This is a genomic window from Streptomyces sp. NPDC007095 (assembly GCF_040634475.1).
In the GTDB taxonomy this organism is placed as follows: Bacteria; Actinomycetota; Actinomycetes; order Streptomycetales; family Streptomycetaceae; genus Streptomyces.
In genome coordinates this window covers 1-16,468 of sequence record NZ_JBEYFS010000253.1, presented here as the reverse complement: position 1 = coordinate 16,468, position 16,468 = coordinate 1, and the positions used below count along the sequence as shown (strand labels likewise).

The following is a 16,468-nucleotide window of genomic DNA, read 5'->3' as shown; positions in this document are numbered from 1 at the left end:
GGTTCCGGCGGCCCCGGCCGTCGGAACCGTCCTGCGGGTGCCCCGGTGGACCCCGCGTCCCGCCGAGGCGTCCACCAGCGGCCCGGCCGAAGCGGTGCGCCGCGTCGTCATCCTGCCCGAGGCCGCCGACGGCGCGCGTGCCGCGTTGGAACAGGTCCCCGGCGTACGGTGCGTGACCGTCTCTTCGTCCAAGGAGCGTCTCGACAGCTGGTTCCGCGACGTGAGCTGGCAGTACCTGGAGGCCATCCGCGACGCGGCGGCCGACGAATGCCCCGGCGGCACGCTCGTGCAGGCGGTCGTCCCGGCCGACGGCGCGCGCGCCGTCGCCCTCGCCCTGACCGGGCTGATGCGGACCGCCGCGCTCGAACACCCCCATCTCACCTGCCAGGTCGTCGGGTTCGACGAATTCCCGGCCCCGGCCGTCCTTTGGGACGTCCTCGATGCCGAGTCCCGCGCGAGCGGTGACGACGTCGTGCTCCACCGCGACGGGAGGCGCCTGACGCGCTCCTGGGCACCGGTCCCGGCACCGCCGCTCGGCGACGTCGGCATGCTGCGCCCCGGCGGCGTCTACCTGATCACCGGGGGTGCCGGAGGCGTCGGCTCCGCCGTGGCCCGCTGGATCGCGAAGGAGGCCGTGCGGCCCACCGTCGTCCTGGTGGGGCGGTCGCCGGGCGACGCCCGCACCGAGGCGCTCGTGACCGGCCTGCGCGCCGCCGGAGCCGTCGCCCGGTACGAGACCGCCGACGTCTCCCGTTGGGAGGAGACCCGCCATCTGGTGGCGGACGTCCGCCGTGAACTCGGTCGGATCGATGGCGTGTTCCACGCGGCCGGCGTGATCCACGACGCGCCGCTGACCGCCAAGACCGGCCAGGAGTGGGAGGACGTCCTCGCGTCCAAGTCCGACGCCCTGGTCAACCTCGACCGTGCGATCGGGCGGGCGCCGCTGGACTTCCTGATCGCCTTCTCCTCGGGGGCGGCGGTCACGGGCAACCCGGGACAGTCCGACTACGCCACCGCCAACGCGTTCCTCGACGAGTTCGCGGCGCTGCGCACCATGCGTGTCGCCGCGGGTGAACGCTCGGGACGCACCCTGTCCGTCGCCTGGCCGCTCTGGGAGGACGGCGGCATGGCGCTGTCGCCCGAGGCGCTGGCCCGCTTGTGGGAGAGCCGGGGGCTGACCCCGATGTCCTCGGCGGACGGGATCGACGCGCTCACCGCCGCCTGGCGGTTGGGCGAGGACCGGGTGTGGGTCCACCACGGCCGCCTTGCCGAGACCGCCGCCGCACTCGGTGCCGCCGACGCGCACCAGGGAAGCGGGTTCGACGCCGCCGCCGTCTCAGTGACCGCTTCTGGCACCGGCACTGGTACGGGCAGCAGCACCGGTCCCGGCACGCGCAACGTCGCCGCCCCGGCGGCCGGCCGGCCGGAGGTGTCCGCCGCCGTACGGCCGGGCTCCGCCGAGAGCCTGCGCCGTCTCGTGCGGATCTTCTCCCAGGTCACGAAGATGCCCGCGCGCGAGGTCGACGTGGACCAGCCGCTCGGCTCGGCCGGTCTCGACTCGATCATGGTCATCCAGCTGAACAGGGAACTCGCCCTCGCCTTCGGCAGTGTGTCCCGGACCCTCTTCTACGACCTGCCCACCCTGCGGGCCGTCGCCGAACGGCTCGCCGCCGAGAAGCCGTCGGCCGCGCCGGAGCCCGCCGCGGCCCCCGCCGCCGGCGTGGCACGCCCGGCCCCGGGCCGCGCCGTGACGGCCGTCCGCGAACCGGCGCCCCGGGTCATCGAGAACGCCGCCGCGCGTGTGCGCGAGCCCATCGCCGTCATCGGCATGAGCGGGCGCTACCCGAAGGCGGGAAACCTCGACGCGTTCTGGGCCAACCTCAGGGACGGCCGGGACTGCGTCGGCGAGATCCCCGCCGACCGCTGGCCGCTTGAGGGCTTCTACGAGCCCGATCGCCGCAAGGCCCAGGCGAACGGCATGAGTTACAGCAAGTGGGGCGGATTCCTCGACGACTTCGCCTCGTTCGACCCGCTCTTCTTCCAGATCGCCCCCCGCGACGCCTACGCCATGGACCCGCAGGAGCGGCTCTTCGTCCAGGCCTCGTGGGAGGTGATGGAGAACGCCGGTTACACCCGCGAGTCGCTGCGCCGGCGTCACCAGGGACGGGTCGGGGTTTTCGCCGGCGTCACCAAGAGCGGCCATGCCCGCCACGGCGTCGCCCGGCTGCCCTCCGGCGAGACGGTCGTCCCCGCGCTGTCGTTCGCGTCCCTGAGCGCCCGGACCTCGTACCTGCTGGACCTCAACGGCCCCAGCATGACCATTGACACGATGTGCTCGGCGTCCCTGACCGCCGTGCACGAGGCGTGCGAACACCTCTACCAGGGTGCCTGCGACGTGGCCGTCGCCGGAGGCGTCAACCTGTACCTCCACCCCCTGGACTACGTCGAACTCTGCCGCTCGGGCATGCTGTCGCAGGACAGCCACTGCCGCAGTTTTGGCAGCGGCGGCCACGGGTTCGTCCCCGGCGAGGGAGTGGGCTGCGTCCTGCTGAAGCCCCTGTCCCGCGCCGAGGCCGACGGCGACCGCATCCTCGCGGTCATCCGCGGCACCAGCGTCAACCACGGCGGACGATCCAACGGCTACACCGTGCCGCGCTCCGGCGCCCAGGCGGAACTGATTCGCGACGCCCTGGACCGCGCTGGGGTCTCAGCGCGCGACATCGGGTATGTCGAGGCGCACGGCACCGGCACCGAACTGGGCGACCCGGTCGAGATCCAGGGACTGACGACCGCCTTCGAACAGGACACCGCCGAGCGGCAGTTCTGCGCGATCGGCTCGGCGAAGTCCGCCGTCGGACACCTGGAAGCGGCGGCCGGCATCGCCGGTCTCACCAAGGCGGTCCTCCAGCTGCGCCACCGGCAGTTCGCGCCCAGCCTGCACGCCGAGGACCTCAACCCGAACATCGCATTCGAGCGGACGCCGTTCTTCGTCCAGCAGGAGGCGGCGCCCTGGCCCGCCGAGGGCCGGCCGCGGCTCGCCGCCGTCTCCTCCTTCGGAGCGGGCGGCTCCAACGCCCACGTGATCGTCGAGGAGTACTCGTCCTCGCAGACCGAGGAGCACGAACCCCGCATGGCCCAGTCCTCCGGCGTCGGCACCGAGCACCTCGTCGTCCTCTCGGCGCGCACGTCCGAGCAACTGAACTCCTCCGCAGCGGAGTTGGCCGAGTTCGTCGCCCGCGCCGACGTCGACCTCGCCGACCTCGCCTTCACCCTGCAGACCGGCCGTGAGGCCATGCGCGAGCGGCTCGCGCTCGTCGTCACCTCGACGGCCGGCCTGCGCGAGGCGCTGAGTGGCTTCCTGGCCGACGGCGCCGCCGCGGCCACCGGTGTGCACCGGGGCAGCCCGGCGGCCGTCGGCGCGGGCCTGATCGCCGAGCTGGCCGACGAGGACGTACGCGAACTGCTGGTCGAGCGCTGGGCGCGGGGCGGGAAGCTCTCCAAACTCGCCGCCGTATGGGTCGAGGGCCTGGAGATCGACTGGGAGCCGCTGCACGCCGGTGTCGGGCGCCGCCGTGTCGCCCTGCCCACCTACCCGTTCGCCCGCGAGCGGTACTGGATTGCCGACCTCGCACCGGTCGCTCCGGCCGGTCGCGCGGAGGAGTCGGCGGGCATCGCGCGGGAGTCTGCCCGGCCCGGCCCGTCCGCCACGGTCACCCCGGCCCCGGCTGCCCCGTCCACCCCCGCCCCGGCCGCGTCCGTCGAGGACGCGTCGGCGCGGTCGGGCGAGTCGCTCGACGTGGAGGTGCCGCGCATCGTCCGTGCCGTGCTGGCGCGGGCGCTGGCCATGCCGGAGGAGGACATCGTCGCCACCGCCGCTTTCGCCGACTACGGGCTGGACTCCATCCTCGCCGTCCGCGTGTCCCACGAACTCGGCGAGGAGCTGTCGCTCGACCTCGACACGGGCGTCCTGTTCGACCACAGCACCGTGCGCCGCCTCGCCGCGCACCTGCTGGCGGCGCACCGCGACGACATCGGAATCGCCCGGCCCGCGGTACGACCCGAACCCCCGGCCGGCGCGTCCCCGGCGTCGGAGCCGGAGCCGTTCGCGACGGTACGGCCCGCGGCCGGACGGGAGGCGGGCAGCGGCGCCGAGGCGCGTCCGCCCATTGCCGTCATCGGGATGAGCGGCCGGTTCGCCGGCTCGCGCAACCTCGACGAACTGTGGGCGCACCTCGCCGCGGGCGACGACCTGATAACCACCACGACCCGCTGGGACACCGCCGGCGACGCGGATGCCACGGGCGCGCTGCGCGGTGGATTCCTCGACCGCGTCGACGAGTTCGACTCGCTGTTCTTCAACGTCTCCGGCGTCGAGGCGCGCGGCATGGACCCGCAGCAGCGGCTGTTCATGGAGGAGACCTGGAAGGCTCTGGAGGACGCGGGATACCCGGCCCGCGCCATGAACGAACGGCGCTGCGGCGTCTACGTCGGCTGCTGGGCCGGTGACTACCCGGGCGGCGAGGGGGAGTCCGCCCCCGTGCAGGGACTGTGGGGCACTATGGGTTCCGTCATCCCGGGCCGTGTCTCCTACTTCCTCAACCTCAGGGGACCCGCCCTGGCGGTCGACACCTCCTGCTCAAGCTCCCTCGTGGCCATCGACCTCGCCTGTAAGGACCTGTGGTCGGGCGAGACGACGATGGCCCTGGCCGGCGGGGTGTTCGTCCAGTCGACACCGCGCCTGTACGGGCTGGCCGGACGCGCCGGAATGCTCTCGCCCTCCGGCCGCTGCCACACCTTCGACCACCGCGCGGACGGTTTCGTGCCGGGTGAGGGGGTCGGCGTCGTGGTCCTCAAGCGCCTCGACGACGCCCTCGCCGACGGCGACCACATCCACGGCGTCATCCGCGGCTCGGGCGTGAACCACGACGGCGCCACGAACGGACTCACCGCGCCCAGCTCCCTGTCGCAGGAACGCCTGCTGCGCGACGTGTACGACACCTTCGGCGTGGACGTCCGGCGCATCGGCCTGGCCGAGGCGCACGGCACCGGCACGAAGCTCGGCGACCCCATCGAGTTCGGCGCCCTGACCCGCGCTTTCCGGGAGGGCACCGACGACTCGGGCTACTGCGCCCTCGGCTCGGTAAAAACCAACCTGGGCCACACTCAGTTCGCGGCGGGTGTCGCCGGAGTCCTCAAAGTGCTCCTGGCGCTGCGGCACCGCCGGATCCCCGCGTCGCTCCACTTCGAGGAGGCCAACGGGGCGATCGCCCTGGAGGACAGCCCCTTCTACGTCAATACCCGCACCCAGCCCTGGCACAGCCCGGCCGGGGTGCCGCGCCTCGGCACGGTCAGCGCGTTCGGCGCCAGCGGGACCAACGCCCACGTGGTCCTCGAAGAGGCGCCGGAGCGGGTCCGCGCCGCGCTGCCGCACCGCGCGGCCCACCTCGTCGTGCTGTCCGCCCACTCCCGCGAACAACTCGGCGAGCAGGTGGAGCGGCTGGCCGCGCACTGCCGCAGCCACCCGGAACAGGGCCTCGGCGACCTCTCCTACACCCTGACCGCCGGACGGGAACACTTCCGGTACCGGTTCGCATGCGTCGTACGCGACCACGACGACCTGGTCCGCGTGCTGGCGGCCGGGACCGCCGGACCCCGCGCCGTCACCGGTGACGCCGGAGCGGACCGCGAGTGGGGCACAGCCGACCTCGGCCGCGAGACCCTGCGCCGGTGTGCCGACCCCGCCGCCGACCCCCAGACCCTGCGCGCCGAACTGGAGTCGCTGGCCGGCCTGTTCGCAAACGGCGCGGACCTCGCATACGAGGAGGCGTTCACGGCCGGCGCGTACCGCCGCGTGCCCCTGCCCACGTACCCCTTCGCCCGGGTCGGCCACTGGGCCGGCGCGGCCCTCCCCGCCGAGACCCCGGCCCCCGCGATCCCAGCGGCGGCCCCCTCTGCCGAGCCCCCGCACGCCCAGGCAGCGGCCCCGACACCTCCGGCCGTTCCGGCAGAGGCCGCGCCAGCCGACGGGACCGTCCCGGCCCCCGCCGTGAGCGGCCCCTCGCACACCCGCGTCACGTTCGCCGAGACCCGGAGCTTCCTCGACGACCACGTCGTCCAGGGACGGCACGTCCTGCCCGGCGTGGTCTACCTGGAGATGGCCCGCTCTGCCGCCGCCGACCTCCTCGGCGTCTCCCCGGCCGACACGGTGCGTCTGCGCAACGTCACCTGGGTGCGGCCCGTTGCGGCCGACGGCACCGCGCCGAACGGCGTTCCGGCCGACGTCGAACTTCTGCTGCGCCCCGCGTCCGGCGGCGTCGCCTTCGAGTTCCGTTCGACGAACGAGGAGGCCGCGGTCTACTGCGAGGGACGCCTCTCCCGGTCCGACGCGCCGTGCCCGCCCCGCATCTCGCTGTCGGAGCTACGCGCCGGCTGCCGGACCACGGTGAGCGGCGAGCGGATCCACGCCGCGCTCGTGGCCCGCGGCATCGACCACGGCCCGGCGCTCCGCGCCATCCGCGAGGCGCACACCGGTCCGGGCCTGGTGGTGGCCGAACTCCGCGTCCCGGACGCCGCGCCGACGCCCGAGCGGCCCTTCGTACTGCACCCCTCGCTCCTGGACTCGGCCATCCAGTCCTCGGTGGCCCTCCTCCTGGCAGGCAACGGCATGCCCGAGGGCACGTCCGTGCCCTTCGCGCTCGAACAGCTCGACGCCTTCGCGCCGTGCCCCTCGTCCATGTGGGCCGTCGTCCGCACGGCGGACGCGCCGGGCGCGGAGAACGGGCTCAGCCGTCTCGACATCGACCTGGTCGACGACTCGGGGGAGGTGTGCGTCCGCATGACCGGCTACACCGCCCGCCGAATCGCGACGCCGCCGCCGTCGCTGTTCGCGCCGATCTGGGACGTCCTGCCCCCGCACGCCCTCACCGGCGCCCTTCCCGGCGACGACGACCACGTGCTCGTCGTGGGCGGCGACACCAGGCAGCGGGACCGTCTCGCACGGCGGTTCCCGCGCGGCACGACCTGGCACCTGCCCGCCACCGCGTCCGCCGACGACGTGGCCGACGCCCTGCGCGCGTCCGCGCCGGTCGACCATCTGGTGTGGATCGCGCCGGACACGGAGACGGAACCGACTGACGCGGACCGTCTCGTCGCCGCCCAGACGGACGGCGCCGTCGCGGCCTTCCGCATGATCAAGGGCCTGCTGCGCACCGACCACGACACCAGGCCGCTCGGCCTCACCCTGGTCACCCGGCACGCCCTGGCCACCCACCCGAACGAGCGCCCGCAGCCGGCACACGCGGGACTGCACGGCCTGTTCGGCTCGCTCGCGCAGGAGTACACCAACTGGTCCGTGCGGCGGGTCGACCTCGGCGACGAGCCGTGGCCGGCCGACCTCATGGCGCTGCCGACGCACGCCCGGACGGACTCCTGGGTCCACCGCTCCGGCCAGTGGCTGACCCGCCGCTGGGCCCCCTGCGAAGTCGCGGCAACGGTCGGCGCCCCCTACCGCGAGGGCGGCGTCTACGTCGTCGTCGGCGGCGCCGGAGGCCTCGGCACCGCGTGGACACGGCACGTCGTGGAGCGCTTCGGCGCCCACGTGGTCTGGATCGGCCGCAGCCCCGAGGACGCGGCGGTCAGGGCCCGGATGGACTCCGTGCGCGGCCGGGGCTCCGTCCGCTACGTGCGAGCCGACGCCACGGACGAGGCCTCCCTGCGGGACGCCTTCGACCGGATCAGGCCCGCGTTCCCCCGGATCCACGGCGTCGTGCACGCGGCCCTCGTGCTGCGCGACCAGAGCTTCGCCGGGATGGACGAGGAGACCCTGCTCGCGAGCCTGTCCGCCAAGGTGGACGCCGCCGTCACGACGGCACGCGTCCTCGACGGCGAGGAATTGGACTTCGCGCTGTTCTTCTCCTCCGTCCAGTCCTTCGCGACGACGGCTGGACAGGGCAACTACGCGGCCGGCAGCGTCTTCCTCGACGCCTGGGCCCGCCTCCTCGACCACCACTGGAACTGCCCCGTCAAGGTCATGAACTGGGGCTGGTGGGGCAGCCAGGGCAGCGTCTCCTCCGACTACTACCGCCGGCGCATGGAGCGTGCGGGACTGGTCTCCATCGAGGCGCCCGAGGCGATGGACGCCCTCGACGTGCTGCTCGGCGGCCCCTACGACCAGCTCGGGTTCGTCAAGCTGACCACCGTCGACGCGCTGACCGGCGTCGAGCCGTCGGTGCGGACGGCCATGCGCGCCGGGACCGCCGCGCGGGTGCCCGCGCACGCGCTCACCACGCGCGAGACACCGGGCGAGGAGCGGGATGTGCTGCGTGCCGTCGCCGCCTGGCGAGCGGAGGAACGCGACCCCTTGCTCGGACGGCTCCTGCGGGCCCACCTCGTGGAACTGGGCGCGCTCACCGAGGTGGAGGACGCCCCCGCCCAGACCGAGTCCGACGCCGACGCCGAGGCGCGCCTGCGGCGGGCGGGCATCCAGGAGCGGTACCTGCCCTGGCTGCGCCAGGCCCTGCGGGTGATTCCGGACTCCACGTCGCCCATGCACGCTCTCCTCACCGAGTGGGACGAGCGCCGGCAGGCGTGGTCCGCGGACCCGGGCCTCAAGGCGGAGCTGGAGCTCGTCGACGCCACGCTCCGCGCGCTGCCCGACATCCTGACCGGCGTCAGGCGGCCGACCGACGTCATGTTCCCGCGCGGCTCCTTCGAACTCGTCGAGGGCTGCTACCGCGACACCCCGGTGGCGGACGCGTTCAACCACGCCGTCCAGGACACCGTCGTCGCCCTGGTGACCGAGCGGCTGCGCCAGGATCCCGGTGCGCGGATCCGAGTCCTGGAGATCGGTGCCGGCACCGGCGGCACCAGCACCGGCCTGTTCCGGGCGCTGCGGCCCCACCAGGACAGCATCGACACCTACCTGTACACCGACCTGTCCAAAGCGTTCCTGAACAACGCGCGCCGGGTCCACGGACCCCATGTGCCCTATCTCGACTGCGCGCTGTTCGACGTCGAGCGGCCGCTGGCCGGCCAGGGCGTCCAGGAGGGCGGCTACGACATCGTCGTCGCCGCGAACGTCCTGCACGCCACCGCCGACATCCGCAACACGCTGCGCAACGCCAAGGCGGCGCTGCGCGGGGGCGGTTGGCTGGTGCTGAACGAGCTGTCGCGCTTCGACGTCTTCAGCCACCTCACCTTCGGCCTGCTGGAAGGCTGGTGGCTGTCGACGGACACCGGGCTGCGCCTCCCCGGATCGCCGGCGCTGTCCCCCGAGGGCTGGCGCGACGTCCTGCACGGCGAGGGCTTCCGGACCGTCCTGTCCGTGCTGCCGCAGGCGGACGCCCTCGGCCAGCAGATCATCGCGGCCGAGAGCGACGGAACCACGCGCCAGCTCGCCCCGGGCCGGCAGGCGACCCCCGTCGTCCCGGATGCTCCTTCGTCCGCGACCCTCCCGACGTCCGTGACCGTCCCGGAGCCGGGGTCCCCGCCGGAACGGGTTCATGAGCCGGAGCCGCGCCCGACCGGAGCCGACGTGGGCGAGGCGCTGACGGACCATCTGCGGGAGTCGGCGGCGACGGTGCTGGGCGTGCCCGCAGAGCGGATCGACCCTGCTGTGCCCCTGACGTCGTATGGGCTGGACTCGCTGCTCGTCCTCCAGTTGACCCAGGCGATCCGTGCCGATCTCGGCGACGACGTCTCCTCGACGCTGCTGTTCGAGGTCGAGTCCGTCGACGGGCTGGTGGAGCACTTCCTGGCCGAGCGGCCCGACGCGGTGGACGCGCTCGTGGCAGCCACCCGGCCGGCGGCGCGGGAAACGGCCGGCCCCCAGGCCGAGGATGCGCCCGGCAGCGAGGCGGAGACCACCGAACGCTGGGAACTCTCGCGCAGCCAGAGCAGGCTGTGGCGGGGGCACCGGCGCCACCCGGACGCCGCCACCTACAACATCCCGCTGCTGTTCGAGATCCACGGCGCCTTCGACGCGGACGCGCTGGAGGAGGCGTGCCGTGGGCAGTCGCGGCGCCACCCGGTCCTCGGCGCGGTCTTCCACGAGACGGACGGCGTGCCGCACATGGACATCGACCGCGACCGCGCCATGACGTTCACCAGGACCCGCGTCACCGCGACCGCGCGTGACGAACAGCTGTCCCGCATCAAGGAGTTGGCCGACCAGCCGTTCGACCTGGCGGGCGGACCCCTCGCCCGGGCCCACCTCGTCACCCTGGACACGGGCACCGGGGACCCGCGGCATCTGCTGCTCATCACGGTGCACCACATTGTTATGGACGGTACGTCCGCGGCGGTCCTGGTGCGCTCCCTGAAGAACGCCTACAGCGAGGCCGTCGGAACGGGCGCAAGCCTGACGACTCATCAGGAGAGCGTCACCTACGCCGACTTCGTCGCCTGGGAAACCGCGCTGCTGGAGAGCCCGAAGGCCCGCCGGCACCGCGACTACTGGCTCGCGGAACTGCGCGGACCGCGCGACGAACTCGCCCTGCCCCGCGACCGGAAGGACACCGCCGCGCTTGCGCCCCGCACTGACGTCGTCCCGGCCCGGCTCACCCCGGAGGTCACGGAGGCCTTCGCAGCCCGGGCCCGCGCCCACCAGACCAGCGTGGCCACGCTGTTCCTCGCCACGTACACCGTCTTCCTGCACTCCCTCACCGGTCAGTCGAACCTGGTCGTCGGCTTCCCGACCGCCGGCCGCTACGAGGAGCGGTTCAAGGACGTGGTCGGCCAGTTCGTCAACTGCCTTCCGATCCGCTCCACCTTGTCCGACGGGGAGCAGTTCAGCACGCTCCTGGGCCGGGTCGGCCGGGCGGTCGTCCGGGGCATCGACCACGGGTCCTATCCCGCTTTGGAGATCGAGCGGGCACTCGCCCAGGAGGAAGGCAGTGGGACACCACCTCTCGTGGAAACCAACCTGATCTTCCAGAACTTCGACGGGGCGTCACTGTTCACCGGGGCGGACGGGGCGCTGCCGGGTCCGCTCGACCTGCGGCCCTTCGACGACCTGCCGGACTCCGGCGAGATGCCGGTGACCGTCGAGATCTACCGGGGGCCCGACGGCTACAAGGTGTTCCTGAAGTACGACGCGAACGCCTTCGAGGAGTCCACGGCCCAGGCCATGGCGGACGAACTGGGCCGCGTCGTCGAACACGTGGCCCACGAGGCGGATTTCCGGATCGGCAGCCGCCCGTGGCGCCGCGCCACCGGCCCGGATCCGGCCGCCCCGGGCATGTCCGCGGACATGGCCGCCGACGAAGCGGAACCGCGCGAAGGGGACAAGCACGCATGACAGGCATAACGGCCACCTCGGCGGCACTGTGGCTGAGGCGATTCCACCCCGCATCCGCCGAGGGGCCGAGGCTCGTCTGCTTCCCCCACGCCGGAGGGGCGGCGTCCTACTACTTCAAGCTGTCGCGCACGCTGCACCCGTCCATGGAGGTGCTCGCCGTCCAGTACCCAGGACGGCAGGACCGGCGCGCGGAACCGCCCGTCGAAGACATCACCCGCCTCGCCGGCTTCGTCGCCGACGAGCTGCGTGCCGCCGGACCGCGCCCGACGATCCTGTTCGGGCACAGCATGGGCGCCCTGGTCGCCTACGAGGTGGCCCGCCGGCTCGAACGCCAAGGAGACGTTCCCCTGGCTCTGTTCGTCTCCGGTCGCCGGGCCCCTTCGACCAGGCGTCCCACGAGCCGCCCGATGCATCTCCTCGACGACGCCCGCATCGTCGAGGAACTCCGGGCACTGGACGGCACGCACAGACAGGTGCTCGAGGACGAACAAGTGCTGGCCATGATCCTGCCGACGCTGCGAAGCGACTACCGGGCCGTGGAGACATACGCGTACGCTCCGGGGCCGCCCCTGCACGTCCCCGTAATCTGCCTGGTCGGCAGGAATGACCCCCAGGCCACGGTCGGAGAGGCCGCGGTCTGGTCCGAGCACACCGCCCGGGGCTTCACCCTGCGGGTCTTCGAAGGCGGGCACTTCTACCTGGACAGCCGCGCCGACGAGATCGCGGACGTGATCCGCGCCAGTGCCACCGGAGGCACGTCGTGAGCCGTCAGGAGCACGCTGTGCAGGCCAGGCCCTCCGATGCGCCTGCCGCGGACCGCGGGAACCACGACGCCCCCGCGACCTGTACGACACCTCGGGCCGGGGCAGGCGCGCAGGGCGCGGTCTCCGCGCAGACGCTGCGCTCGGTGTTCAGGCAGCACGCTGCCGGCGTCGCCGTGATCACGGCACACGGCGGACACCCGGTGGGCTTCACCGCCACCTCGCTCAGCTCCGTCTGCCTGGAACCCCCGATGCTCTCCTTCGGCATCGCCACATCGAATTCGTGCTGGCCAGTCATCGCGGAGGCGCAGTACGTAGGCGTACACGTGCTGGCAGACCATCAGCGGGAACTGGGCGCCACCTTCGCCCGCAGCGGCGCGGACCGCTTCGCTCCTCCCACGATCTGGCATGTGGGCCCGGGCGGTGTCCCCCTTCTGGACGGTGTCCTGGCACGACTCGTCTGCAGGGTCTCCGCTCGTATATCCGTGGCGAGCCACCGCATCGTCATCGCCGAGGCGCTCGACGCCGGCTCCCTCAACAGCGGGCGGCCGCTGATTTATCACGACGGCGACTTCCACCGTCTTCCGGACAAGCCGGCAGCGGATTGACAGTCCCCCGAAAAGACCGGGCCGGCGACGCCGAAGCGCCTCCTTCACCCTCTAAGGAATCAATATGACGGACCACCGGCATGTCGTTCATGTCGCCTTCGACGATCACTTCCTGGACGTGGACACACTCGACGTCGACAACTACGACATCACGTTGCTGGTGGACAGCTACGCCGCTGGACGCATATCGAAGTCCCTGCTCGACCGGTTCGCCCGGGTCGGCGTTCTGAACCTGCCGGACGGCCTGGGTGTGGAGGGCTACGACCAGGTGGTGGATCAGATGATCGACCTGGTGAAGGACTTCTCGGAGGACTTCGGCCCCCCCGTTGCCGTGGTGGGCCTGTTCGAGTACACGACACTGCCCGCCGCACGCCTGCGGGAGCACTTCGCGGTCCCCGGTGTCGATGTCGGGACCGCGCTTCGCTTCCGCGACAAAATCCTCATGAAGCAGATGCTGTGCGAGGTCGTGCCAGTACCCCGGTTCTGGCCGGTCGGAGCGGCCACCACCGCGGCGGAGCTGACCGCCATCGTGTCCGGGCTTCCCGGCAAGGTCGTCCTCAAACCCACACGGCAGGCCGCCAGCATCGGCGTCAGGCTCTTCGACCGAGGCGCGGACCTGCTGCAGTACGCCGACGCCGAGGGAATCCAGGACGGCTACGAGGTGGAGGAGTTCATCGAGGGAACGGTGTGCCATGTCGACGGCATCGTCCGGGACGGACGCGTCCTCTTCCTCAGCGCCGCCGAATATTTCCTCGGATCCTGTTTCACCTTCCAGAACAGCGGCGTGGGACCGCTGGCGTCCGTCACCATCGACGACTCAGCCCTGGTCCGGCGCATCGCGGACTTCACCGACCGTGTCCTGGCGGCGCTGGGGCTGCGGGACGGCTCCTTCCACCTGGAGCTGTTCCTCACCCCGAGCGGCGACCTGGTGTTCCTGGAGATCGCCAACCGGTTCGGAGGGGAGTACATCAGCCGGCACCTGAAGACCGTCTACGGCGTCGACCTGGTGCAGGAGTCGATCGCGTCGTGCATGGACCTGCCCTCCGCGATCGAGACACCCGCGACCCACCTCGAACTGGGCACCGACCGCCCTGGCGCCTCCGGCTGGATCTATTGCGCCCTGTCCGAGAAGGACCGCTGCCGGGTCAGGCGCGTTCACGGTCTCGACCGGATACCGAGCTCTGTCGTCTTCTACGACACCCCCGACATCGGCCAGTTGCTCAACCACGAACTGGGACTGGCGGTGGCATCCGGCAGGTTCATTCTGACCGGTGCCAGCACCGCATCCGTCAAGCGGGACCTGCGCGTCATCAGCGACGCGTACTCGATCGATGTCGAGCCGGACACCCCGTGACGGGCTTCCCGGCCGGCCGTGAGTGGCCGTTGTGCAGGCCGCCAGCCGGGGTGGCCGACCGGCGTCGCGCGGCGGACACGGATGGGGCGGACCCTCGCTGTCAGCGCCGTCGCAGCCGTGGGCCCCCAGGCGTCCTTCGCGGAAGTGCCAGAACGGTCGTTGGAGAACTCCGGATCTCCGCTCGCGCATCGGGTGAGCGCTTCCGGTGTCCCTCGGCGAGACGAACCGGGCAGAGGTCTCCTCGCCGGCCGTCGCGCCATGACAAACCATCCGTAATGCTTGACGAAGGGGGCACCACGCATGTGGGTTCTCGGTATCAACTGGAAGTTGCACGACAGCTCGGCCGCACTGATCGACGGAGACGGCCGGATCGTGGCGCTGGCCGAGGAAGAGCGGTTCATCCGGCTCAAGCACGCGCCGGGACGATTCCCCGTCAACGCCGCCCGGTACTGCCTGGCGACCGCCGGCCTCACCTGGCGTGACCTCGACGCAGTGGCCATGGGCTGGGACATGCGGCGCTTCCGCACCTGGGAGGACGCCGAGCGAGCCGACATGTACGCCGAACTGTTCGGCGCCGAAGCCGCAGGGGAGGACGGTCCGGAATTCGTCTTCGTTGAGCACCACCTGGCTCACGCCCTGTCGTCCTTCTACGCCTCGGGCTTCGAGCGGGCCGGCGTCCTGGTCGTCGACGGAAGCGGCGAGCTCGAGTCCGCCTCCATCTACGCGGGCGACCGGAGTTCGGGTCTCACCCTCAAACGGCAGTGGGCGCGCGGCTATTCGATCGGCCTGATGTACGAGGCCGCTTCCGACCTGCTGGGCTTCGGAAGATTCGGCGCGGGCAAGACCATGGGCCTGGCCCCGTACGGCGTCGGCGGCGACAGCACGCTCATCCCCATGGGCGACCTGATCGGCGACGGCACCTGGCAGAGCAAGCCGCCCCTGGACGTTCCCGCCGATGTGGACTCCGATGTCCTGGTCAAGGAGTGGAAGAATTACTTCTCCGACCATTTTGGCGCGGTGACCGCCACGACGGAGCACCTGGACAAGGACCCGGTGGCCGTGCGCATCGCCGCCAGCGCGCAGCGCACCGTGGAGGAGGCCTACCGGGCCTTCCACGCCGAGACGGTCTATCAAGCCGGCACCCAGGAGATCTGCCTGGCCGGCGGCGTGGCACTCAACTGCGTGGCCAACGGCAAGCTCCCCGAACCAGTGTACGTGCCCCCCTTCCCTCACGACGCGGGCGTCTCGGTCGGCGCCGCATGGTCGATCTGCCCGCCCAAGCACAAGGGGGTGCTGGAGTCGCCGTATCTCGGCACCGATCTGTCCGTCGCCGGTCAGCAGTTGGACGATCTTCGCCGTGCGGGCTTCGTCGTCACCGAGTTCTCCCCTGATGCCGTCATCGAGTTGCTCCTCGAGGGCGCCATCGGTTCGGTGGCCCAGGGCCGGGCGGAGATCGGGCCGCGGGCTCTGGGACACCGGTCGATCGTGGCCATCCCCCATCCGGCCGACGTCCGCAACCGCATCAACACGCTCAAGAACCGTGAGCAGTGGCGCCCGCTGGCCCCCGTTACGCTGGCGGACTACGCCCCGGCGCTGTGGCCTGGCCAGGGACTGCGCGAGCGCTACATGGTGGGCAGCGCGGTCGTCTCCAGCCACGCCCGCAAGGTCATGCCGGCGGCGACACACCCGGTCGACGGAACCACACGCCCGCAGGTGATCGTGCCGGGGCAGGCACCGGTCGTCGAAAGCCTGCTGCACGGGCTGCGAACGGCCGGAGTGCCACCGGTGCTGGTCAACACCTCGTTCAACGGCCGCGACGAGCCCGTCGTCGACTCTTCCGCGGACGCGGTACGCACCTTCCTCGGCATCGGGCTGGACTTCATGGTCCTCGGCGACCACCTCCTCCGGCCCGGGGCGTAGGGACCGATGTTCATACGTGCCAAGGCCGGTGCGCCGCAGCGGAAGACACGTGCGGGCGAATTTCAGTAGTCGTCGCAACACGTGATCACTGCTGTGTGGTGGCGAGCAGCTTAGGCAGGCGCTCGGCTGGGGTTTCCCAGCTGAGCGACTTGCATGGGCGGCTGTTCAGGTCGGTGGGCACTGTCACGTTGGCTGTCCGGGTGGGGTGATCTTCGGCGCTGTCACGTTGACTGACTGGGTGGGATGATCTTCTGGTTGGTCGTGGTGGAGGGGGATCGTCCGTGGAGAGCGCGTCGCCGTCGTATAGGGGGCACCGTTACCCGGTCGAGGTCATATCCCACTGCGTGTGGCTGTACCACCGATTCCCGCTCAGCTTCCGCGAGGTCGAGGAGCTGCTGCTCCAGCGCGGCGTGATCGTCTCCTACGAGACCATCCGCCGCTGGTGCGCCAAGTTCGGCCAGGCCTACGCGAACGGACTGCGCCGCCGTCGGCCACGGCCCGGCGACAAGTGGCACCTGGACGAGGTCTT

The 16,468-nt window shown here is 71.8% G+C and carries 5 protein-coding genes and 1 pseudogene; all 6 read left to right on the top strand.

What is annotated here, in order from left to right; translation table 11 throughout:
* The first annotated feature begins 37 nt into the window (after positions 1-37).
* Entirely contained in the window at positions 38-11,296 is an 11,259-nt protein-coding gene (locus ABZ656_RS49000) for an SDR family NAD(P)-dependent oxidoreductase (protein ID WP_360277906.1), read from the top strand.
* Positions 11,293-12,060: an alpha/beta fold hydrolase gene (locus ABZ656_RS48995; RefSeq protein WP_360277904.1), complete on the top strand. Its 768-nt coding sequence runs from the start codon at positions 11,293-11,295 to the stop codon at positions 12,058-12,060. The genes ABZ656_RS49000 and ABZ656_RS48995 overlap by 4 nt, the downstream gene beginning before the upstream one ends.
* A 134-nt stretch (positions 12,061-12,194) precedes the next feature.
* Positions 12,195-12,665: a flavin reductase family protein gene (locus tag ABZ656_RS48990; protein ID WP_360277909.1), complete on the top strand. Its 471-nt coding sequence runs from the start codon at positions 12,195-12,197 to the stop codon at positions 12,663-12,665.
* A gap of 64 nt (positions 12,666-12,729) precedes the next feature.
* Positions 12,730-14,019: an ATP-grasp domain-containing protein gene (locus ABZ656_RS48985; protein WP_360277901.1), complete on the top strand. Its 1,290-nt coding sequence runs from the start codon at positions 12,730-12,732 to the stop codon at positions 14,017-14,019.
* Between the two features lie 300 nt (positions 14,020-14,319).
* Positions 14,320-15,939, top strand: coding sequence for a carbamoyltransferase C-terminal domain-containing protein (locus tag ABZ656_RS48980; RefSeq protein WP_360277898.1), 1,620 nt, complete (start codon positions 14,320-14,322; stop codon positions 15,937-15,939).
* A 281-nt stretch (positions 15,940-16,220) separates the two neighbouring features.
* Positions 16,221-16,468 (top strand): annotated as a pseudogene (locus ABZ656_RS48975) (IS6 family transposase); the annotation flags it as partial.